This window comes from Sphingobacterium sp. E70, from assembly GCF_019285695.1.
Lineage (GTDB): Bacteria > Bacteroidota > Bacteroidia > Sphingobacteriales > Sphingobacteriaceae > Sphingobacterium > Sphingobacterium detergens.
In genome coordinates this window covers 4,215,123-4,234,229 of the sequence record NZ_CP079104.1, presented here as the reverse complement: position 1 = coordinate 4,234,229, position 19,107 = coordinate 4,215,123, and the positions used below count along the sequence as shown (strand labels likewise).

The following is a 19,107-nucleotide window of genomic DNA, read 5'->3' as shown; positions in this document are numbered from 1 at the left end:
GTAGAAGATGGCTTTTAGAAACTAAAAACAATGGTTAACCGCGCTATCAAAATTCCTATCCATCCCCTTAGATTCATGGGCTGGATCGCTGCCCTCACGATCATGCAAGCATGCACTCAACGCTCCGCTGTATCTTCGGACGAATCCTCGGCCCTGCATTTCGCAGGTGACACCCTGACGATCAACGCACATGCGCCACTGCTGTCCAAGATCAAGTGTACCGCCGTCGTCCAGCAACCGCATCAGTTGACATTCAGCACCGCCGCTATGGTCAAAATCATCCCCAATAGTTATGTTGAAATCCCCATGCCCTTTGCGGGGCGGGTTGTCAGATCCTACGTGAGCCTGGGGCAGAAAGTAGCGGTCAATACAGCCTTATTTTCAATCAGTTCTTCGGATTATTTCGATGCACAACGAACATACCTTGAGGCCAAACAAACCTATGCCCTGGCAGCAAATGTTTTAAAACGTCAAAAGATCTGCTTAGCCACGGTGTCGGTACACAAAAAGAACTTGAAGAAGCGGAAACCAATTTTGCCATTAGCAACACGACGCTCAATAATGCGACAGCAGCTTTAAAAATATATGACAACAACCCGGCGCAGGTCGTGCTTGGTCAGCCCCTGCTCGTCCGTTCACCCATCCATGGTGAAATCCTCAGCAATACCATTGTCCTTGGCCAATACAATAAAGAAGACGCTCCAGCTTTACTCCGGATTGCCGAACTGTCGAAAGTATGGGTTTCGGCCTATATCAAAGAAAAGACCTCGGTGCCATAGATCAGATCCGCAGTGTCGAAGTGCGCATTGACAACCAGCCCACAAAAAGACTGCAAGGAAAGATTGTCCATATCAATCAGTTTGTCGACGAAGCAAATCGCAATATCGAAGTGCTAGTTGAATGCGACAATAAAGATCGGCTGCTCAAACCCGGTATGTATGTCAATACGCAATTTGAACAGCTAGCTGCTGCCAGTATATTTATTCCTGCGAAAGCTGTACTCCAATTTAATGATAAAAGCTTTGTCTGGGTACAGCTAGCACCGCACACATTTATGAGGCGATATGTACAGACCGGTGTCACCGAAAATGAGCAGATTCAGATTATACAGGGTCTGTCCAACGGTGAACAGATCATCGGTGAGGGCGCATTTTATCTACTAGCAAGCAACTAAATCTTTATCCAAAAATCGTATTACAATGAAACAACTTGTTAGCCAGATCATCGCCAAGAGATGGGTTATTGCAGCTGCTTTTCTCCTTATTGCATTTTTCGGTTATTACGCTTGGAAACAGCTTTCGGTTGAGGCTTATCCCGATATCGCAGACGTGTCCTCACAAATCGTCACTCAGGTGCCGGGCCTGGCCGCCGAGGAAATGGAGCAACAGATAACAATTCCCATTGAACAGACCATCAACGGATTACCCGGAATGGAAGTCATGCGTAGCAAAACCACCTTTGGACTATCCATGGTCACCATCGTGTTTAAAGACGGTGTTGACGACTACTGGGCCAGGGCCCGTATACAGGAACGCCTGGCAGATCTCAGTCTCCCCTACGGGGCAGTACCCGGATTAGATCCACTTACCTCGCCGACAGGAGAAATCTTTCGTTATATTCTCGAAAGCAATACCCAGGATCTACGGAAATTGACCGAACTCCAAAACTTTGTCATTATCCCTAAAATCAAACAGGTGGCGGGAGTAGCCGATGTAACCAATTTTGGGGCATCACGACGCAGTTTCAGGTCGAACTGGACCCTAAAAACTTGATCAATATGAAGTTTCTCTAGGCGAAGTAACCGCAAAGATCGAAGCCAACAATGCCAATGCAGGAGGAAGCATGATGAACCGTGGCGACCAATCCTATGTGATCCGAGGTATCGGCCTTGTCAAATCGCTGGACGACCTCGGCAATATCGTTGTCAAATCGGTCAATGGAAACCGTATCTACATCCGGGATCTTGGACAGGTAAAGCTTGGCAACCTCGCGCGTAAAGGCGCTTTGGGCTACAGTGACAAACGTGGAGTAGACTATTCAGATAATATTGAAGGCATTGTATTGCTATTAAAGCATGAGAATCCCTCCAAGGTATTGGCCGGTGTAAATGCGGCGGTCGAGGAACTTAACAGTAAAATCCTTCCGAAAGATGTCAAAATACACGTGGTCCTGGATCGCACGAGCCTGGTCGACAACACCCTGCATACCGTATCCAAAACACTGCTCGAAGGTATGGTACTCGTCATTCTTATACTGATCCTTTTTCTGGGGAGCTGGCGTGGTGCTCTATTGGTTGCCATCACCATTCCACTCTCGTTGTTGATCGCCTTTATATTGATGCATTTTACAGATATACCTGCTAATCTATTATCGCTAGGGGCGATAGATTTCGGAATTATCGTGGATGGTGCCATTGTTATGCTCGAAACCATTCTGAAAAAAAGGGAAGAAAAACCCGATGCTCCATTGGTCGAGCAGACCTTAACAACGAAAATTGCTGAAGTGGCCAAACCAATTTTCTTTGCCACCATCATTATTATCACAGCCTATCTTCCTCTTTTCGCTTTCGAACGGGTAGAAAAGAAACTGTTTACACCGATGGCCTATACCGTTGGTTATGCGCTATTGGGGGCTCTAGCGGTATCCTTGCTGTTGATTCCCGGACTGGCTTACCTCATCTACCGCAAACCACAAAAAGTTTATCACAATAGATGGCTGGAAAAATTAACGGCGCTTTACCATCAGCGGATCAAAAAAATAATGCTGCGTCCCAGACGAGTGTTTGTTCCCCTCGGCCTTGTTCTTTTAGCGACAGGACTACTGACAGCATCCGTGGGTAAAGATTTTTTGCCTACACTTGACGAAGGTTCGATCTGGTTACAGGTCTCCCTCCCTCCGGGTATTACCGTAGAGAAATCCAAAGAAATGAGCGACAGTCTGCGTGCGCGTACCTTGAAGTACGAAGAGATCTCCTATGTCATGGTACAAGCCGGACGCAATGATGATGGTACCGACGCCTGGACCCCTTCACACTTCGAAGTCAGTGTGGGTTTGAAGCCATACAAAACATGGAAATGGGGAAAACCAAAGCAGATCTCGTCAATGAACTGGCCGCAGAATATGCCCAAATGCCGGGCTATAATGTAGCTTTCTCACAACCGATGATCGATGGTGTCATGGACAAAATCGCGGGAGCACATAGCGAACTCGTGGTCAAACTTTTTGGGGATGATCTGAAAGAAACCCGGCGTGTTGCCGAAGACCTCATGACCACACTTAAAGGAGTGGAAGGCGCTGTTGACCTGGCCATTGACCAGGAGCCACCACTCCCACAGTTGCAGATCATCGTTGACCGGGACAAAATTGCACAATATGGATTGAATATTTCGGATGTCACCGACCTGATTCAAATTGCAGTTGGCGGCAAAGCTGTATCTCAGGTCTATCAGGGGATTAAAGTATACGATATCACCTGTCAGTATGCTGAGAACGAGCGAAACTCGCCGGAAAAGATCGGCAATCTGATGTTGTATCCCGATAATGGCACACGTATCCCCTTGTCGCAAGTCGCCACGGTCAAACTCAATACCGGAGAAAGTACCATTTCACGCGAACGCAATAGCCGCCAGCTGACCGTCAGATTGAATGTACGGGGCAAGATTTAGGTACTTTCCTGACCAAAGCCCAGCAGGCAATCGACCAGAAGCTGAAATACGATCCACAGAAAATCAGACTGCAATGGGGTGGTCAATTTGAAAATCAGCATCGCGCCTACAGCCGACTGGCGGTCATCGTCCCCTGACACTGGCGATTATATTTATCCTGCTGTATAGCACCTTCGGTTCTTTTGGACAGGCCGGCTTACTTATCGGTATTGTACCGCTGGCACTCTTTGGTGGAATGCTTGCGCTCAATATACGGGGTATGACCCTAAATGTATCTTCGGCAGTGGGTTTTATCGCTCTTTTGGTGTTGCCATACAAAATGGTGTATTGATGCTTTCCCAGTTCAATGTGCTACGAAAAAATGGAATGGCCTTAGAAAAAGCTGTCATTGAAGGCGCTTTCAGTCGATTCCGCCCTGTACTGATGACCGCGACGGTGGCTATACTTGGCCTACTTCCAGCATCATTGGCGACAGGTATCGGATCAGATGTTCAACGGCCTCTGGCCACCGTGATCGTCTATGGTTTACTCTTTTCTACCCTGCTGACACTGTTTATGCTTCCACCCTTGTATTATCTGATGGAAAGAAGAAGGAAACACAGCAGTGGGTCCGGACCATCAACCGATCACATACAAGCGGAGACAAATTCCTAAAATCAAAACCACATTCTGTTTAAAGCAATACAGCTGCTTTAAACAGAATGATCAAGATAAAATTTCGATGAAAACACAGATCAGACTTCTTCTTTCCTTTATGCTGCTCATTGGAAATGCTGCTGCACAAACAATAGACTCAACTTTTACTCATAAAAATTTGGACTACAGCAGCTTTATTGCCCAGGTTGGAAAGAACAACCTCGGTTACGCCGCTGAAAAGTTCAACCTTTCAATCGCCGAGGCGAATATCATCAGTGCCGGTATCTTCCCCGATCCCGAATTCACCGTAGGGCTCTTTGACAATAGCGAAAGAAGCAAACAACTCGGGCGAGGTTATACCGCCGGATTGAGCTGGACGGTAGAATTGGGGGCAAAACGGCAGACACGTCGCCAGGTTGCAAAGGATGAGGCCGAAACCACCCGTCTCCTATTCGAAGACTATTTCCGAAATCTACGTGCCGATGCCACCCTTGCTTTTTATCAGTAAGGTGCAACCAGCAATTGGCAGCAACCTATCGCAGTTCCTATCAACAACTCGCTCAGCTCGCCAGCTCAGACAGTATACGTTATCAACTAGGCGCTATTCCACAAATTGACTACCGCCAGTCAAAATTGGAAGCCGCCCATATGCGCAATACGCTTTCGGCAGCCGAAGCCACAGCCAATTCCTCCCTAGCGGGATTATCACTGCTTATGGGGGATAAGAGCCCCATTCTTTGGCTACCACAAGGATCTGATGTTTCTTTTGATCGCAACTTTTCATTAAGTACATTGCTATCAACCGCAGTACGAGAGCGTGCTGATCTTAAGGCTGCGCTACAAAACAAACAGCTCTCCCATAGTCTGCTCCAGCTGGCAAAGGCAAACCGTGTGTTAGATCTCGGTATTTCCATCGGCTTTACCTACAATGGTGAGGCCAGAAATGAAACCGCACCGACACCACAGTTTAATGCCATCAATGCCGGCCTAGCCATACCACTAAAATTTTCCAATTTTAATAAAGGCGAGCTGAAATCTGCTCAGTTCAAAATTGAGCAAGACGAATTGATCTATCAAGATGCAGCATTACGCATCCAGACTGAGGTGAATCAAGCTTATATGCAATATAAAGCCACTCAAAAACAGGTACTGCAATTTAATAATACAATGCTGCTCGAAGCAAAAGCAATCCTGGAAGGAAAGATCTACAGTTACAATCGGGGCGAAACCGCCCTGCTGGAAGTGATCAACGCACAACGCTCCTACAATGACACCCAACTTGCTTACAATGAAGCGCGCTACAATTATGCGGTCGCATTGGTGGAATTACAACGTGCCGCAGCCATTTGGGATATTGATCAATTGTGACACCGTTATACCGGTGAAATCTGATTCTTTTTAAGCTTCTTATACATGCTTTTCAAGGAAGGGGAAATCAGTATCAGCAGCAAGATGCTGATACTGATTATGGACATCAATTCATAGTAGTCCATGCCATACCGGACGAAAGACTGTATATTAACCCGCTCGCTGATGAGCTTCAATCCCGCGGCATGCTCCTTGTACTGCAATCCATGTTGCAGTACCCTGTGAGATTCCCGCTGAATATAGTCTTCAAATATCAGATTGCCTGATTGCAGCTGATCTCGAAAAACCTCCCGGTGCTGGGCATGTTCAAATAATTTAAAGAAATTCTGCAGACCGATACTACTGGTATAGCCCAGGTAACGGACGGCCAAACAAGCTGCCGCCGCTGAAGCTCCCAGATGAGGGCGTACACTGGCAATCACAAATAAGATTGTTGGCACCATGATCAGACCGACACCCAGCCCATGCAATACCAACGGCAACCAGAAGTGATCTTCATTGCCCTCACTTTCAAATGAAAAAACATATATTGATGAAAGGTCAGCAGGCAACAGTAGCCAACAATCCAGATCCATTTCACTGTGCACCGTTTTAATAACCAGTAGAAGGATAACATAACACCACATACAATCCCGAGGATATTAAACCATTGAATATAGGACAGGTGAATGGGATCCAGGCGGATGACCTGTAGAAAATACTGATTGGAAATCGCCAGCGAAAACCGTTCGATATACATCATATACAGGACCAAGATTCCGAACAGGAACTTTCTATTTCCAAAGATGGACAGCTCAATATAAACACGTTTGATTGCTTTCTGCCTCATGATAAACAGCCCCAACAATAAAATTCCACCGAGCAATACGATCAGCATAGAACTGTCCGAAAACCAATAAAGTTCCTGCCCATAGACCATCAAATAACCGAAGCTTATCACAGTCAAGCTGTAAAGGACAAAACTGGCCCAGTCCAGGGAAAATAAAGGGTACGGTCGATTATGCCGGATGGGTTTCATTGTGACGATGATCAGTAGTAGCCCTGGTACAAAAGATAAGGCAGCATACAGGTAAAGTTCATCAAAGTTAAATGAATCTATAAATTCCGCTGTCACAAACGTATTGAAAGGCGAGCTACAGAGCAGCATACCAAAAATATGGCATAACTTCCCTCCTTGGCCCTTTCCGTTTTCAGTCGGGAAAATATCATGGATATGGAGAGATTGACAGCCGATGCGAACAGCATGCCCTGAAAAAGCGTAAGCCATATATCCAACTGATCTCGTTAATGCGATACATCAGGTAACAAATGAGCAGCTGTAAGAGATTGAAAATGATGTAGTACTGTTTGACCGGGAAATACTGAAAAAAGCGACGTTCCAGGACATAGAATCCGACAAATCCCGCATAGAAAAGAATAATGAGGAATTGAACATCACTGGGCTGTGCACCGTAGAACCCCGCGGTGACATTGACATTGGCACCGGGCAGAAAAAACAAGACCATGCTTGGCATCAATCCGCTGAATAAAATCAGCTTAATCAGCCATTCAGGTACCCAGTCTTTGAAGATCTCTTTCACTGTTATTGATTTTTTGAGACCGAAACATTGACATTCATTCCTGAGAGTAATTTTGCAGTTCCCTTATCCCTATCCAGTTCGATACGAACTGGAACCCGCTGTACGATCTTCACAAAATTACCAGTCGCATTGTCCGGTGGAAGCAATGAAAAAGAAGATCCTGTTGCTGGCGAAATAGAAATTATCTTTCCATAGAATGTTTCATCCGGGTAGGCATCCGCAACAACCTCTACACGCCCACCAAGGTTGAGATAACGCAATTGCGTTTCCTTAAAGTTGGCTGTCACCCAAGTTGGTGTCTCTGCATTGACAATAAATCCCAACACCTCGCCCGGATTTACCATCTGTCCTTTTTCAATGCTACGTTTCCCTACCCGACCATCATAGGGAGCCCGGATTACGGTATATCCTACATCAAGATGCTTTCGGTTTGCTGCAGCTGACAACCGTGCTTTCTCCGCATTGATCACCCCTTTTTTACATCAACATCATTCACCCGATCCCGCGATGCCTCCAACTTATGCTGTAATGCGGCAAGTTCACTTTTGTACACCTCCAGTGTGGCTTTTATATCTTCCAGTTGCTGCGCCGTAGCAGATTTTTCATCAAACAGAAACTTATAGCGATCGTATTCCAGTTGCTGCTTCGTCATCCGCGCTTCGGCAGCAGCAATGGATTTTTCCAACGATTCATGTTCGGCCTGCAATATTTCCTTTTGGCTGCCCAGCACACTGATTTCCGCATTTTCTTTGTTTATCGAAGCCGAAGCTTGCTCAGCTTCATATTTGTATTCCCGATTGTCGATCAGTAGTAAGGTATCGCCGCGCTTGACCGATTGATGATCTTTAAAGTGAACCGAAACAATGTAACCACCCACACGGGAAATAATGGGATTAATATACTGGGTCACTTGTGCATCATTGGTATAGGTATACCGGATGCGCAGCCAGAGTATCCTTCCGCCCCATAATAAAAGTGCCAACAAAGCAATCCCAGCCAACCAATTGGTGATTCTGGTCAATTGTACATCGGTCATTGACCGGCCTGATTTAGGTTTCATTAGATAGTACCCTTCAAAAATTCAATAAAATAATAATGTTTCTGTATCGCGATCCGGGCGGATTCCAGATCAAAATTTGTCTTGAGGCATTGCATATCTGCATCCAATAGATCCGTAATCAGCGCCGAAGACTTGAAATACCTATTTTTTATAATACGGGCATTTTCTTTGGCCAGCGTTAGATTTTTTTGGCAGACAGCCTGTTGTTCCAGTGCTAGATTATAATCCAGATAAGCCTGCAACAGTTCATTTTCCACCACTTCCTCCTCATGATGGTGTTTGACCTCCTCTCGCTTTAGTGCGACTTGAGCTCCCGGACAATATTTTTATTGAGGTACAATGCGGATATTGGGATGTTCAATTTAAGTCCTACTATATTTAAATTGTACCAGCTCCCATTATATGGATATAGAAATACCTGTGGATTCGCAAAAGTAAATGTATTGGTCAGGCCTAGTGCGGGTAGGTAGTTTGACTTCGCCTGTTTGATACTTAGTTTTTTCAACGCAACTTCCTGTTCGGATTTCAGCAGTACAAAAGCTTGTTGTTTGGCAACAGCAACGATTTCCGCATAGTTCAGCGGATGACTTTCCATCGTGGCACACATCGGGATAATTTCTTGTCGTATATCGGCGATCAGCTGCAATTTTTGGTTGATGATCTTGATATCATTAGCGATCTGTATCAAAAGCAGTTCACGCTTGGACAATTCGAGGGAAATCCTTAAGACATCACTATGCAGCACAACACCGGCTGTATAACGGTGTTCGATCTCTTTCAATTGTGTCCGCTGATCGTTGATATCCTGCTCGATCAGTAATTTGTTGCGATAGGCTAAATCTAGATCCAGAAACAAGTTACAGATCTCCAGCTTGATCTGTGCCGTGGAACTTTTCCAATCAATGTTGGCCAGTTCCATTTCGAGCTTTTTGATTCGATTTTCATAAGATCCCGATGGCCGTTGTAGAGGTTCAGGTAGAAATCGAGTCCGGTATCATACAGGTAATGAATAACATCATGTTGTGATGGTTTGGCAAATATACCTTGATCGTAGACCGGCATATTGCTCGCATAACTGGCAGAAGCCCTGACACCGATTTTCGGCAGCAATTCCATCCGTTGCTGCCGCAGGGCTATTCCTTTTTCCTGTAATTGCAAATGCGACTGTTCGATATACTTACTGTTTTGCAACGACTTACTGATCAGATCAGCGAGTGAGGTGCGTAGCGAGTCCTGGGCCTGCGTTTCTAAAACCGAGCATACAAGTACCACGATGGTGCCCATTGCTTTTGCCCAATACGGCGAAAAAAAGTTCAATGTCTTTCTGTTATTTTTTTGCGTTGCAAACTTAGACACTAATTGGAAAATGAATTTCTTCACAAACGCCAATATGTTATGTAAAAAAGACATTTTTGATCAATTTCAAATAAAAGATCGAAATCTGCCAAAAATAGAGGCAAGAAAGAAAACAATAAGATCGCTTTGCTTATTATACCTATATACTATTCACAGTAGCTATCGCGCTTATATCTTTTACATGCCAAATTGATTATGATTGATTATGAAAAAAGCTATCTTATTACTTCCATTACTTCTGATACAAATGAGCCAGGCACAAGAATTTCCATCCGCAGTGGATTCTGATCCCAGCAAACTGGGATGGATGACGGGATTTCCGCCACCACAGGATCGAATTATTTCAGCATTGGACGGTACATTTTTTAAGTTTCCGGCATTGCGTTACAGTGTTTGCCATATGCGTGAATTCTTTCCGTCGAAAGTCGTCCCTTCCGACCCCATCAACCGTTATTCTTTTTCCACTGCTGAGGATTCCGCCATTGATGCTTTGAGTTTTCAACCTCTTGGAGATGAAAAGTCTATCAGTTGGGCGGAATCTCTTTAAAAAATTATACTGATGGTATCCTTATTCTTCATAAAGGGCGTATTATCTACGAAAAATATTTTGGTGCATTGACCCAGAATGGCAGGCATGCTGCTATGTCCGTCAGCAAAACATTAACCGGCACGCTAGCTGCTCAACTGATTGCTGAAGGCGTTTTGGATGAAAACAAATACTGCCGGGATTACATTCCCGAACTTGCACATTCCGCCTTTGGCGATGCAACAATACGTCAGGTACTGGACATGACAACAGGCCTGGAGTTCAGTGAGGACTATGCTGACCCCAAAGCAGAAATATGGGCCTTCTCCAGAGCAGGAGATCCCTTCCACTTCCAACGAAGTCCTGATGAACCGGCAAACTACTTTGATTACTTAAAGACGGTTAAGAAAAAGGTCAACATGGTGACGCATTCGGCTATAAAACAGTCAATACAGACGTTATGGGCTGGATAATTTCTCGGGTATTAAACAAGCCCTTGTCACAAGTCCTTTCCGAAAAATTTGGCAGCCCTTGGGAACCAATTTTGATGCCTACTATCTGATTGATGGTGCTGGAATATGCTTTGCGGGCGGAGGACTCACGACCAACCTCCGCGACATGGCCATGTTTGGTGAGATGGTGCGCAATAAGGGTTATTTTAACGGAAAACAGATCCTCGCGAAGGAAGTAATTGAATCCATCCGCTCTGGCGGAAGCCAGGCTGCTTTCGCAAAAGCCGGTTATACCAATCTAAAGCAGTGGAGTTATAAAAACATGTGGTGGGTAAGCCATAATGCCGATGGAGCCTTCTGTGCACGTGGCGTCCATGGACAGACCGTCTATATCGATCCCAAAGCAGAAATGGTTATCGTCCGATTTGCCTCTCATCCCCTGGCATCTAATTCAGCCAACGATGGATACTCCCTACCCGCTTATCAGGCGGTGGCCGACTACCTATTAAAAAAATGAAACCACTAATAATCAATACATTATAGTTAATCAACTTATTTTTCAGTTTTAAAACTGAAAAATAAGTTGATTAACTGAAAAATAAGTTATAGCTTTATAACTATGGAAGAATTAACAAAAAAGAAGAAGAAGTTATGCATGCTGTATGGAAATTAAAGCAGGCTTTTGTCAAAGATATTATTGAATATATGGATCCGACACAAACAACGCCTTATAATACCATATCATCCATTGTACGGATTTTAGAGAAAAAAAGGGTATGTGGGTTTCAATTCCTATGGAAAGACTTACCAATATTATCCGCTGATCTCCAAGATGCAATACCGAAAGTTTTTCTTTTCGCGTGTCATGAACAAGTATTTTGATGATTCTGTCGAAAATCTGGTATCATTCATTGTCAAGGAACAAAAAATCAGCGAAACAGACATCGAGAAAATCAAGGAAATTATCAATAAAAGTAAAGAAGATGAATAACCTATTTTCCTATAGCATAGAGGCCAATATCAGTTTACTTATTTTAGTCTCGCTCTTTGTCCTGGCTTTTCGGCAGCTTTCATTTTTTCGTTGGAACCGGCTTTTGCTTATTGCGTTGGTGAGCTTTTGTGCGCTGGTTCCTCTTCTTAAATTTAAGACCGATTATGTCAAATTAATCGATTCCAAAACAAATTCAAATCAGGAAATACAGTCGCAAGAGCAGTTGGGTTATTCCAATGTCCCTTTTTGATCGAACCCGAAGAACAGCTCAATCTATGGGACCGAATGGAGTTTAAAAAAATACTCGCCTATGCTTACTTATTGATCGCCATCTTCTTTCTGACACGATTAGTTTATCGCAGCTTAAAGCTCGTATGCTGTTTAAAGAAGATGGATTTTCAGGAGCATCAGGGAATTAAAGTAATCCCGCCGTTTAATCGCTTCAATAATTGTTCGATCTTTCATTATATCGTTATGGATAAAAGCGCACTTGAAAGTCCCGAAGGCAAGCTCATCTTTGCCCACGAGGCACAGCATATTTTAAAAGGACATGCCTGGGACAAATTATACATCGAGCTGATGTGCTGCATCTTCTGGATAAACCCCGCCATTTATTGGGTTCGGAAAGAACTGCATCGCCTACATGAATTTCAGGTCGATATAGCGGTGGCTGAATACTATGGAAAGACCAATTATGCGAGCTTCCTGCTGAATATGACACAACAAAATCAACAATTAGATTATATGCAAAGTAGAATTTTAAAAAACCAAAATGAACTGGTAGAACGCATCGACAGGTTGATGCGAAATCTATCACCACGCACGAAAGGTTATCAGTATCTGCTGTTTGTTCCTTGTATATTCGTGTTAATTGTCTCTTTTTCTTTTATTGATCCTCCGAAAGAAAAGATCTCCACTACTAGCGCTGTCAAAAATAGCGCAAAGACCATTGTTCTGGATCCGGGACATGGTGGCAAAGATAGTGGTGCCACCAACAGCAGGGGCCTCAAAGAGAAAGATCTCACTTTACAGGCTTGTAAGATGATTCAAAATGAACTTGAAAAAGAAGGTTTTCAGGTTGTATTGACCCATTCGAAAGACGAATTTATGATGCTTAAAGACCGTGCGGCCTTTACTGGTGACGCATTAATTTCAATTCATTTTGACATTGATCCTTCAAACGCCAAGCAGCCAATCGGCCTACGGTATCCAAAAGCTGTTGAACTACCCAAGATACAGGATCAAAGCCGAGAACTTGCGTTCCGTCTCACACAAAATTTAAAAATCAAGGATTAAGCACGCAGAAACCGGTTGAAAGCCATAATCATGCGATCTTACGGGGAGCAAAAATACCAGCGCTCATTGTTAGCTTAGGGAATATGAATACCTTTTCCAACACATTGGATCCACAATTTATCAGCGCTTTTACCCAAGCCCTAAAAAGGTCTCTGTCGGAATAGTTTTCCGTAAAATTATCAGATCAATTCTTTTTACAAAGAAGCCAAACAATAGAAGATTCCCTATAGGGAATCTTCTATTGCGTTCCAGAGTTCAATGCGCTTTTGAAGCGCCTCTTTACTGACTATTTTCATTTCTTCCCACTTCTCATCATCCTCTTTGGCCAGATCGCTGATCATCTGCATTGCCAAAGGGCCATGCTCATCACCGTCCAAATCAATATGACGTTGGAAATAGTAGATAAAATTATCTAAGCTCGATTCAGGAAGTTGGTTTTCAGCTCCTGCAAAATGGAGGTAAACATACCCGGGATAAGATCCTCACGACCAAATGTGAAAGCGGCAGCAATTTTATGTACCTCCCCTCTTCGATCAATTCGAAAGTAAAATTCAGAAAATCTTTGATCCTTTTATCCAAGGTTGTCAATGCAATGGCATCAAAAATACTTTTGGATTTCTTGGCGTTCACGATAAACTTGTTAACCAGGTGCAGGTCTGCCCCATTTCACTCATTGCGTCCAGATACATTTCAAAATGGCTCAAACGGCGACCATCAATATATTCGTCGGATTCTTCCGCTAATACAATTTCGTTAATCAGATAGCGTGTCGAAGGATGCTCACTTGCAAACCAAGGCAAAGTTGTACAGGTCAATTTAATCTGCAAAGCTTTTAATAAAGACATAAAATCCCATACAGCGTACACATGCCCTTCGGTAAAAGAACGTAGATTCTTGATCGTTTTGATTTTAGGATACAAGGAGTGTTGCAATAATACCTCGCGTTCGGCAGCAATGTATTCGTTAATTTCCGCAATTCTATTCATGCCGCAAAAGTATTGTCTTATCTCTGTTTTTTAAAGTATTTTCGACGAGATTACAGTAACATGATAAATTATCGGGCAAGCTATCCACTTCATAACCAAACCACAGCCAAAAACCCAAACTCACTTTTGCCGGCCTTAGTCTTCTTATCCACACCCAATTACCAAAAAAACAAAAATATTTTTAATATTAAAAATAATCTACTATATTTGTAGAGTATTCAGAATTGCATGATGCAATACCAACCGAGTGTAGACACCGCGGTGGTAAATTAATACGGGTTTCGACCAAAATAAACGTTATACAACGGTTATTTTCCCCAACAAGATCTGGATACAGTTTATGGTTTAATCCTTTAAATTTTTAAATTGTATGGCTACAACAACAAATCTTTACCAACACTTACTGGAAAAATTCAGCTACTATTCCACAGACGAACTAATACAGCTCAATAACGATACAATCTTGGGACAGGGTTGGGGCTCGGCCAAAGCGACCTTTCGGACAGCGCTGCTCAGTACTTTCTCCAAAAGAGGACTGGATCTATCCAACATCATTTCCAAGGAAGACGGTTTTACCTCAGTGAAGCATGTCCCTGTACGTTTGGAACACAATGTATTGATTCCATTGCAATCTTAAGACAGCAGTCATAGCACTTTCAGCGTAAAAGCACCGACTACCGTCTTGTCTTTTCTGTTTTTCATATTTACATGTAATTGTGAATAACACATGTTTATGCAATGAGATTTTTAAGACAAAAGGATCCCCGGCCTGCAAAAATTGCAGACTAGGGATCCTTTTATTTTTTTTTGTATGATAGGCGACCCAGTTATGATCTATACATACCTGAAGTTGTTGTGATTTGGGTGAATAAATCTGATAATTCAGTATTTTACCATCTTTCCATTCCATGTCTATGGTATGATTTCCTTTGATGCGCATTCCCCTGACCTGACCTTCTTTTTCCAGGCTTCAGGGATTGCTGGCAGGAGATACACACTGTCCTTATGCGACTGCACCAGCATCTCAGCGATACCAGCTGCTCCACCAAAATTACCATCAATCTGGAAAGGTGGCCCGGCAGTTAACAAATTTGCATAAACACCGCCCCCAGCGCCATAATTGATATGTGTATCGACACGTGGTGTCATCAGCTGCCGAAATAATTTATAGGCACGCTCGCCTTCATGCAATCTGGTCCAAAACAGTAGTTTATGGGCAATGGCCCAGCTCGGCCCATCATCTCCTCGTACATTCAGACTCTTTTTAGCGGCTAGCTGCCAGTCTGGATGTTCGTCATAACGGATCAGATAGCCTGGATACAAACCATACAAATGCGAGATATGCCGATGCTGCGGATCAACTTCTTCATAATCTTCGATCCATTCCATGATACGGCCATCTTTGGCTAGCTGCACTGCCGGTGCTAAGCGTTTCAATTGCGCTGAAACATTCGTTAAAAAAGGATCCGATTGTTTGCCTAATAATGCTGCCGCATGGATGACATTTTCAAATAATTCGCGTACGATCTGATTATCTATCGTTGGTCCCATCGTGACGTTTGCCTGGTGGCCATTAGGAAGCTTAAAGGAATTTTCGGGAGATACCGATGGCGAAGTCAACAACCAACCTTTACCGGGGTATTCAGTCAGGGCGCTGGCGTAAAACTGTGCCGCGCCATAGAGTATTGGGTATATCCGTCGCAGATAGTCCATATCTTCGCTATAAAGGTAATGTTCCCACAGATTATTGCACAGCCAGCCCGAGCCTGCATTGGCAATGCCCCAAGAAGCGGATTCCCCGGCTCGGTATAGCCCCACACGTTGGTGATCACATGAGCCACCCAGCCCGGTGCGTTATAGTACGCTTTCGCGGTCTTTGCTCCTGGCGCCATAAGGCCTTCCACAAGACTCACCAACGGTTCATTGAGTTCACCCAAATTGGCCGCTCCCAGGTGCCAATGGTTCATTTGCACATTGATATCCAGGTGATAATCCCCATTCCAGGGTGTCTGAATCTGATTTGCCCATAGCCCTTGTAAATTCGGTGGCAGCAGACCTAAACGCGTACTGCTAATACTAAGGTAGCGACCATACTGATAAAATAAGGCTGCCAGCCCCGGATCCTGATCCGGTTCTTTACCGAAAGCCAGCAAACGTTGGTCGGTCGGTAAATTATCTTTCGAGCGGCCAAGACTGAGCGACAAACGGTTGAACTTTGTTGAATAGTTTTGTAGATGTTCGGCATATAGCTTGGCATAGGATTTTTTAAAGCCTTTGTTAAAGTTTCGGTTGTTGTACGCTCAAAATCCTTGCCTTTAAAATCGGTATCTGTCGCCACATAAATCAGTACTTCGTCAGCCTGTTGAATGACAATAGATTGCCCTTGTACAAGCTGTTTTCCACCTTTAACTTGCGCCCGGACACGTGTTTTAAACTGCATACCTTTACCGTCCACACCATTATCCAATTGTCCCATCAAAATGAGCTCGCCATCTTTGGTCGTAGCAGTCGCCCTTTCGGGACGGTCGATCTTGATTGCTAGGTTTATCTGCCCTTTTTGCTACTCTGTAGACGAATAATACCCACATCGTCTGCAAAGCTTGTCCAATATTCCCGGTTATATTTTACGCCTTTGAGCTCATAGCTCGTTTTTACCAGAGCCTTTTCAATATCCAGCTCGCGGCGATAGTTTTGTACCGCAGCAAGAGCTGTTTTTCCATCAAATGCAAGCGTCAAATTGCCAAGAACTTGATAACAGCCCCATTGCTTACCACCCGATCCCGGGCCTTTGCAGATGAAATGTTGGTCAATCAATCCCTGAGCGAGGTCATTTTTCCCGTTTTTGATCAGGTTTCGAATGCTATCCAAGTACCTACTGGCTTCATAATTATTGGCATCCTGAGGGCTTCCCGACCATAGTGTAATATCGTTGAGTACAATATGTTCATTTATTAAGCCACCGTCGGGCATCATACCGATCTTTCCGTTACCTAGGGGCAAGGTCTCCTCCCATTGCTTTGCCGGCTGCTGATACCAGAGTTTGCTCCCCTGCTCCTGCCCAAATAACTTGCCCGAAAAAAAAGAAAACCATTAGCGTGTAAAGTAACTTACCTTTCCGAAGGTTTATTTTTGATGATCTATTCATGTCCCCTTAGTTTTTTGTCCAGTCATCTGTCCGAAAAGGAGATCCGGCGATCCCAGCATCATTATACAAAGTCAGGTCCGGGTTATCGGCCCAGCCGTAACGCACTGCCACCGGCGACAGCACTTCTTTGGCAGATACGATCAGCTTATTTCCCACCTGTTTGACCTCAGCGGGGTAAAAGACCTGATCTGCGCCAGCAATGGTAAAACTACCTTTCAGTTTATCCGCATCTTTCAACACCAGTTTTTTGCCCATGGGGTTAAAGCTGAGCTGCATCTCTGTTCCCTTTGTGATCCAATGTTCGAGAACAGGCCCCGAATAAGGGATCTTCTTTCCATAAAGCTGCGCTGTTGCAATCCAGCCTAGCCTTCTACCGACATCCTGTTTATTTTTTGGATGAATATCCACTACATCACCGATATCAGCAATAACAGCCATACCTGTGTAAGGCAGTTTGAGCGTTTGCCGCTGCGCCTCTCGTAATCTCGCCCAGGAAGAAGATTGCGGTGCCGACTTCTTCTCCTTATAATTTGCCAATTGCACAAAATAAAAAGGCATCTTTTCGTTGTTCCACTGTTGGCGCCAGCCCTGAATCAGCGCTGGCAACAGTTGCTCGTAAGGTGCATCTTTTGAATCAGCATTACTTTCTCCCTGATACCAAATAGCTCCTTTTATTTTAAGATCCACAAAAGGTTTAACCATAGCATTGTAGAGTACAGTCGGTCTATTGGGGCCCTCCATCGCGTTAGGCTTTGCGGGCAGCTTAGTCAGATCATAACCTACTTTGCATTTCCAGTCTCCAACGAGAGAAATCTGCTCCCCATTCGGTCCTTCCAGTCGTGGCTGTTCTGTACCGCCATATATTCCTCCGTCTCCAGCGCCATCAAATACCCGAACGGCAATATGCAACAGGCCACCATTGTTTGCCGCTGCAGGCACAGTATATTTCCGAATCTGGTTGTAACCGACAGTTTCGCCCACCTTTGTGCCATTGACATAGGTGATATCATTATCGTCTATCGCTCCCAAAATCAACTTGAGGGGTTTACCCTGCCAATGTGCCGGCAGCGCAACGTCTTTGCCAAAATAAACGACACCGTCCATACCCGGAAACAGGTTTTGGTCAAAAAAGCTGGGAATTGTAATCGTAGACCAGGTACTTTTATCCAATTGTGGCGCAAACCACTCGCCCTGCGTTGCTGTCTTCACCTGATCCTGCTGTTCGGCGACGCGATTCCATTCTGCCAAATCCTTCGCATAGACTTCCTGTGCATCTGGGCGTTGGATTTTTCGATGGCCGCCGTATAGATTGAAAACGGTGTAAGTGCCTCTCGGCTCATCCAGGCTTCAATAATTGTTCCGCCCCAGGAAGAATGGATCAAACCGATGGGGATTCCTGTTTTCTCGTAGATCTCACGTGCAAAAAAAGGCCGTCGCCGAAAACTCTGGAATACTTTGTGGCGTTACAGGATTCCATCCACCAGACTCAACCTTAACTGCTGTACTAGGTTGATTGGCCGTTGCTTTTGGAATCTGCAAAATGCGAATATTGGGGAAGTTGGCTGCTTTGATTTCCTGCCCGAAGTTATTGATCTTACCCCAACCCGCCAGGGGCATTTCCATATTTGATTGCCCCGAACAGAACCAGACTTCACCGATCAAAATATTATTTAGGATCAATTGATCCCCATCATTGATTGTAATTTGGTAGGGTCCACCGTATTTCGGTGTCTCCAAGAAGACTTGCCATCTCCCCTGTTGATCGACTTCTACCTGATAGTTTTTGTTATTCCAGCTGCTGTTTACGCTAAGTTCCTTGCCTACTGCGGTACTGGTTCCCCAGATCTTGACCTTTTCTTTCTGCTGCAGTACCATATTATCGCCAATAAAGGCAGGCAGCTGTACTTTGGCCTGTAGGGTAGAAAATCCACTGGCAACGCTGAGTAGCAGGGCCAGAAGAGTCCTCTTATACTGTTTAGGTTTTATCATGATTTTTGAGTTTATTGCTCAATTGGGTTTATAAATTTGGCGCATCCGAAGTCCAGA

General features: G+C 44.3%; 27 protein-coding genes, 5 pseudogenes and 1 riboswitch. Of the genes and pseudogenes, 16 read left to right on the top strand and 16 right to left on the bottom strand.

Annotated elements, in window-relative coordinates:
* Window positions 1-30: 30 nt before the first annotated feature.
* The 5 genes and pseudogenes from KUH03_RS29805 to KUH03_RS29785 all read left to right on the top strand — a co-directional run bounded on the left by KUH03_RS29805 (window position 31) and on the right by KUH03_RS29785 (window position 3,665).
* Window positions 31-579: an efflux RND transporter periplasmic adaptor subunit gene (locus KUH03_RS29805; RefSeq protein WP_257088003.1), complete on the top strand. Its 549-nt coding sequence runs from the start codon at window positions 31-33 to the stop codon at window positions 577-579.
* 29 nt (window positions 580-608) lie between these two features.
* Entirely contained in the window at window positions 609-779 is a 171-nt protein-coding gene (locus tag KUH03_RS29800; RefSeq protein WP_257088002.1) for an HlyD family efflux transporter periplasmic adaptor subunit, read from the top strand.
* The gene (locus tag KUH03_RS29795; protein ID WP_257088001.1) at window positions 737-1,174 is read left to right on the top strand and encodes an efflux RND transporter periplasmic adaptor subunit; all 438 of its coding nucleotides are present in this window, start codon (window positions 737-739) and stop codon (window positions 1,172-1,174) included. Before KUH03_RS29800 ends, KUH03_RS29795 begins: the two co-directional genes overlap by 43 nt.
* A gap of 25 nt (window positions 1,175-1,199) precedes the next feature.
* The gene (locus tag KUH03_RS29790; RefSeq protein ID WP_257088000.1) at window positions 1,200-1,772 is read left to right on the top strand and encodes an efflux RND transporter permease subunit; all 573 of its coding nucleotides are present in this window, start codon (window positions 1,200-1,202) and stop codon (window positions 1,770-1,772) included.
* Between the two features lie 37 nt (window positions 1,773-1,809).
* Window positions 1,810-3,665 (top strand): annotated as a pseudogene (locus KUH03_RS29785) (efflux RND transporter permease subunit).
* Here KUH03_RS29785 and KUH03_RS29775 read toward each other — a convergent pair.
* Window positions 3,662-3,805: a hypothetical protein gene (locus KUH03_RS29775; protein WP_257087998.1), complete on the bottom strand. Its 144-nt coding sequence runs from the start codon at window positions 3,803-3,805 to the stop codon at window positions 3,662-3,664. The pseudogene KUH03_RS29785 and the gene KUH03_RS29775 overlap by 4 nt on opposite strands.
* On the opposite strand from KUH03_RS29775, the pseudogene KUH03_RS29765 reads away from it, so the two are divergent.
* The 3 genes and pseudogenes from KUH03_RS29765 to KUH03_RS29755 all read left to right on the top strand — a co-directional run bounded on the left by KUH03_RS29765 (window position 3,799) and on the right by KUH03_RS29755 (window position 5,669).
* Window positions 3,799-4,319, top strand: a pseudogene (locus KUH03_RS29765) (efflux RND transporter permease subunit). The gene KUH03_RS29775 and the pseudogene KUH03_RS29765 sit on opposite strands and share 7 nt — an antisense overlap.
* A gap of 67 nt (window positions 4,320-4,386) precedes the next feature.
* Window positions 4,387-4,809 carry a TolC family protein gene (locus tag KUH03_RS29760; protein ID WP_257087997.1) on the top strand — a complete coding sequence of 141 codons (423 nt, stop codon included), beginning with the start codon at window positions 4,387-4,389 and terminating at the stop codon, window positions 4,807-4,809.
* A gap of 14 nt (window positions 4,810-4,823) precedes the next feature.
* Entirely contained in the window at window positions 4,824-5,669 is an 846-nt protein-coding gene (locus KUH03_RS29755; protein ID WP_257087996.1) for a TolC family protein, read from the top strand.
* A 5-nt stretch (window positions 5,670-5,674) separates the two neighbouring features.
* Here the strand turns inward: KUH03_RS29755 and KUH03_RS29750 are convergent, their stop codons facing one another.
* From KUH03_RS29750 to KUH03_RS29715, 8 genes are read right to left on the bottom strand one after another with little or no spacing between them, the layout of a single operon-like run.
* Window positions 5,675-6,151: a hypothetical protein gene (locus KUH03_RS29750; RefSeq protein WP_257087995.1), complete on the bottom strand. Its 477-nt coding sequence runs from the start codon at window positions 6,149-6,151 to the stop codon at window positions 5,675-5,677.
* On the bottom strand, window positions 6,115-6,936 hold the full coding sequence (locus tag KUH03_RS29745) for a hypothetical protein (RefSeq protein WP_257087994.1): 822 nt from the start codon (window positions 6,934-6,936) through the stop codon (window positions 6,115-6,117). The genes KUH03_RS29750 and KUH03_RS29745 overlap by 37 nt, the downstream gene beginning before the upstream one ends.
* Window positions 6,875-7,249: a hypothetical protein gene (locus tag KUH03_RS29740; RefSeq protein WP_257087993.1), complete on the bottom strand. Its 375-nt coding sequence runs from the start codon at window positions 7,247-7,249 to the stop codon at window positions 6,875-6,877. Before KUH03_RS29740 ends, KUH03_RS29745 begins: the two co-directional genes overlap by 62 nt.
* Before the next feature lie 2 nt (window positions 7,250-7,251).
* Complete coding sequence (locus tag KUH03_RS29735; RefSeq protein ID WP_257087992.1) at window positions 7,252-7,719, bottom strand: HlyD family secretion protein; 468 nt, start codon at window positions 7,717-7,719, stop codon at window positions 7,252-7,254.
* Entirely contained in the window at window positions 7,716-8,309 is a 594-nt protein-coding gene (locus tag KUH03_RS29730) for an HlyD family secretion protein (RefSeq protein WP_257087991.1), read from the bottom strand. Before KUH03_RS29730 ends, KUH03_RS29735 begins: the two co-directional genes overlap by 4 nt.
* Window positions 8,309-8,566, bottom strand: coding sequence for a TolC family protein (locus KUH03_RS29725; protein ID WP_257087990.1), 258 nt, complete (start codon window positions 8,564-8,566; stop codon window positions 8,309-8,311). The genes KUH03_RS29730 and KUH03_RS29725 overlap by 1 nt, the downstream gene beginning before the upstream one ends.
* A gap of 38 nt (window positions 8,567-8,604) precedes the next feature.
* The gene (locus KUH03_RS29720; protein ID WP_257087989.1) at window positions 8,605-9,228 is read right to left on the bottom strand and encodes a TolC family protein; all 624 of its coding nucleotides are present in this window, start codon (window positions 9,226-9,228) and stop codon (window positions 8,605-8,607) included.
* Window positions 9,150-9,626, bottom strand: coding sequence for a TolC family protein (locus tag KUH03_RS29715; protein ID WP_257087988.1), 477 nt, complete (start codon window positions 9,624-9,626; stop codon window positions 9,150-9,152). The genes KUH03_RS29720 and KUH03_RS29715 overlap by 79 nt, the downstream gene beginning before the upstream one ends.
* A gap of 244 nt (window positions 9,627-9,870) precedes the next feature.
* On the opposite strand from KUH03_RS29715, the gene KUH03_RS29710 reads away from it, so the two are divergent.
* The 7 genes from KUH03_RS29710 (at window position 9,871) to KUH03_RS29685 (ending at window position 12,930) form a co-directional block, all read left to right on the top strand.
* The gene (locus KUH03_RS29710; RefSeq protein ID WP_257087987.1) at window positions 9,871-10,212 is read left to right on the top strand and encodes a hypothetical protein; all 342 of its coding nucleotides are present in this window, start codon (window positions 9,871-9,873) and stop codon (window positions 10,210-10,212) included.
* Complete coding sequence (locus KUH03_RS29705; RefSeq protein WP_257087986.1) at window positions 10,194-10,664, top strand: serine hydrolase domain-containing protein; 471 nt, start codon at window positions 10,194-10,196, stop codon at window positions 10,662-10,664. Before KUH03_RS29710 ends, KUH03_RS29705 begins: the two co-directional genes overlap by 19 nt.
* A gap of 58 nt (window positions 10,665-10,722) precedes the next feature.
* On the top strand, window positions 10,723-11,160 hold the full coding sequence (locus KUH03_RS29700; protein ID WP_257087985.1) for a serine hydrolase: 438 nt from the start codon (window positions 10,723-10,725) through the stop codon (window positions 11,158-11,160).
* 134 nt (window positions 11,161-11,294) lie between these two features.
* Window positions 11,295-11,525, top strand: coding sequence for a BlaI/MecI/CopY family transcriptional regulator (locus KUH03_RS49335; protein WP_373564510.1), 231 nt, complete (start codon window positions 11,295-11,297; stop codon window positions 11,523-11,525).
* Complete coding sequence (locus tag KUH03_RS29695; protein ID WP_257087984.1) at window positions 11,422-11,634, top strand: BlaI/MecI/CopY family transcriptional regulator; 213 nt, start codon at window positions 11,422-11,424, stop codon at window positions 11,632-11,634. The genes KUH03_RS49335 and KUH03_RS29695 overlap by 104 nt, the downstream gene beginning before the upstream one ends.
* On the top strand, window positions 11,627-11,884 hold the full coding sequence (locus KUH03_RS29690; RefSeq protein ID WP_257087983.1) for a hypothetical protein: 258 nt from the start codon (window positions 11,627-11,629) through the stop codon (window positions 11,882-11,884). The genes KUH03_RS29695 and KUH03_RS29690 overlap by 8 nt, the downstream gene beginning before the upstream one ends.
* Window positions 11,881-12,930, top strand: coding sequence for a M56/M15 family metallopeptidase (locus KUH03_RS29685; RefSeq protein WP_257087982.1), 1,050 nt, complete (start codon window positions 11,881-11,883; stop codon window positions 12,928-12,930). Before KUH03_RS29690 ends, KUH03_RS29685 begins: the two co-directional genes overlap by 4 nt.
* Window positions 12,931-13,154: 224 nt before the next feature.
* Here KUH03_RS29685 and KUH03_RS29680 read toward each other — a convergent pair.
* Window positions 13,155-13,916, bottom strand: a pseudogene (locus KUH03_RS29680) (DUF3050 domain-containing protein).
* Window positions 13,917-14,125: 209 nt separating this feature from the next.
* Window positions 14,126-14,219: riboswitch (SAM-I-IV-variant riboswitch) on the top strand.
* Window positions 14,220-14,286: 67 nt separating this feature from the next.
* On the opposite strand from KUH03_RS29680, the gene KUH03_RS29675 reads away from it, so the two are divergent.
* Window positions 14,287-14,553: a 5-oxoprolinase gene (locus tag KUH03_RS29675; RefSeq protein ID WP_120259035.1), complete on the top strand. Its 267-nt coding sequence runs from the start codon at window positions 14,287-14,289 to the stop codon at window positions 14,551-14,553.
* On the opposite strand, the gene KUH03_RS49330 is transcribed toward KUH03_RS29675, so the two are convergent.
* The 6 genes and pseudogenes from KUH03_RS49330 to KUH03_RS29645 all read right to left on the bottom strand — a co-directional run bounded on the left by KUH03_RS49330 (window position 14,494) and on the right by KUH03_RS29645 (window position 19,050).
* Window positions 14,494-14,826: a hypothetical protein gene (locus KUH03_RS49330; protein ID WP_373564853.1), complete on the bottom strand. Its 333-nt coding sequence runs from the start codon at window positions 14,824-14,826 to the stop codon at window positions 14,494-14,496. The two genes, KUH03_RS29675 and KUH03_RS49330, sit on opposite strands and share 60 nt — an antisense overlap.
* A 2-nt stretch (window positions 14,827-14,828) precedes the next feature.
* Window positions 14,829-16,120 (bottom strand): annotated as a pseudogene (locus tag KUH03_RS49325) (hypothetical protein).
* 167 nt (window positions 16,121-16,287) lie between these two features.
* Window positions 16,288-16,916 (bottom strand): annotated as a pseudogene (locus KUH03_RS29660) (glycoside hydrolase N-terminal domain-containing protein); the annotation flags it as partial.
* Window positions 16,917-17,067: 151 nt separating this feature from the next.
* A complete protein-coding gene (locus KUH03_RS29655; protein WP_257087979.1) occupies window positions 17,068-18,309 on the bottom strand; it encodes a sialate O-acetylesterase in 1,242 nt (413 codons plus the stop codon).
* A complete protein-coding gene (locus tag KUH03_RS29650) occupies window positions 18,267-18,443 on the bottom strand; it encodes a hypothetical protein (protein ID WP_257087978.1) in 177 nt (58 codons plus the stop codon). The genes KUH03_RS29655 and KUH03_RS29650 overlap by 43 nt, the downstream gene beginning before the upstream one ends.
* A 31-nt stretch (window positions 18,444-18,474) precedes the next feature.
* Window positions 18,475-19,050, bottom strand: coding sequence for a hypothetical protein (locus KUH03_RS29645; protein ID WP_257087977.1), 576 nt, complete (start codon window positions 19,048-19,050; stop codon window positions 18,475-18,477).
* Window positions 19,051-19,107 lie beyond the last annotated feature (57 nt).

Coding starts and splice junctions, on each gene's coding strand:
- KUH03_RS29805 (WP_257088003.1), top strand. CDS start 31: ATGGTTAACCGCGCTATCAAAATTCCTATCCATCCCCTTAGATTCATG.
- KUH03_RS29795 (WP_257088001.1), top strand. CDS start 737: ATGGGTTTCGGCCTATATCAAAGAAAAGACCTCGGTGCCATAGATCAG.
- KUH03_RS29790 (WP_257088000.1), top strand. CDS start 1,200: ATGAAACAACTTGTTAGCCAGATCATCGCCAAGAGATGGGTTATTGCA.
- KUH03_RS29760 (WP_257087997.1), top strand. CDS start 4,387: ATGAAAACACAGATCAGACTTCTTCTTTCCTTTATGCTGCTCATTGGA.
- KUH03_RS29745 (WP_257087994.1), bottom strand. CDS start 6,936: ATGGCTTACGCTTTTTCAGGGCATGCTGTTCGCATCGGCTGTCAATCT.
- KUH03_RS29730 (WP_257087991.1), bottom strand. CDS start 8,309: ATGAAACCTAAATCAGGCCGGTCAATGACCGATGTACAATTGACCAGA.
- KUH03_RS29720 (WP_257087989.1), bottom strand. CDS start 9,228: ATGGAACTGGCCAACATTGATTGGAAAAGTTCCACGGCACAGATCAAG.
- KUH03_RS29710 (WP_257087987.1), top strand. CDS start 9,871: ATGAAAAAAGCTATCTTATTACTTCCATTACTTCTGATACAAATGAGC.
- KUH03_RS49335 (WP_373564510.1), top strand. CDS start 11,295: ATGCATGCTGTATGGAAATTAAAGCAGGCTTTTGTCAAAGATATTATT.
- KUH03_RS29690 (WP_257087983.1), top strand. CDS start 11,627: ATGAATAACCTATTTTCCTATAGCATAGAGGCCAATATCAGTTTACTT.
- KUH03_RS29675 (WP_120259035.1), top strand. CDS start 14,287: ATGGCTACAACAACAAATCTTTACCAACACTTACTGGAAAAATTCAGC.
- KUH03_RS49330 (WP_373564853.1), bottom strand. CDS start 14,826: ATGGAATGGAAAGATGGTAAAATACTGAATTATCAGATTTATTCACCC.
- KUH03_RS29645 (WP_257087977.1), bottom strand. CDS start 19,050: ATGATAAAACCTAAACAGTATAAGAGGACTCTTCTGGCCCTGCTACTC.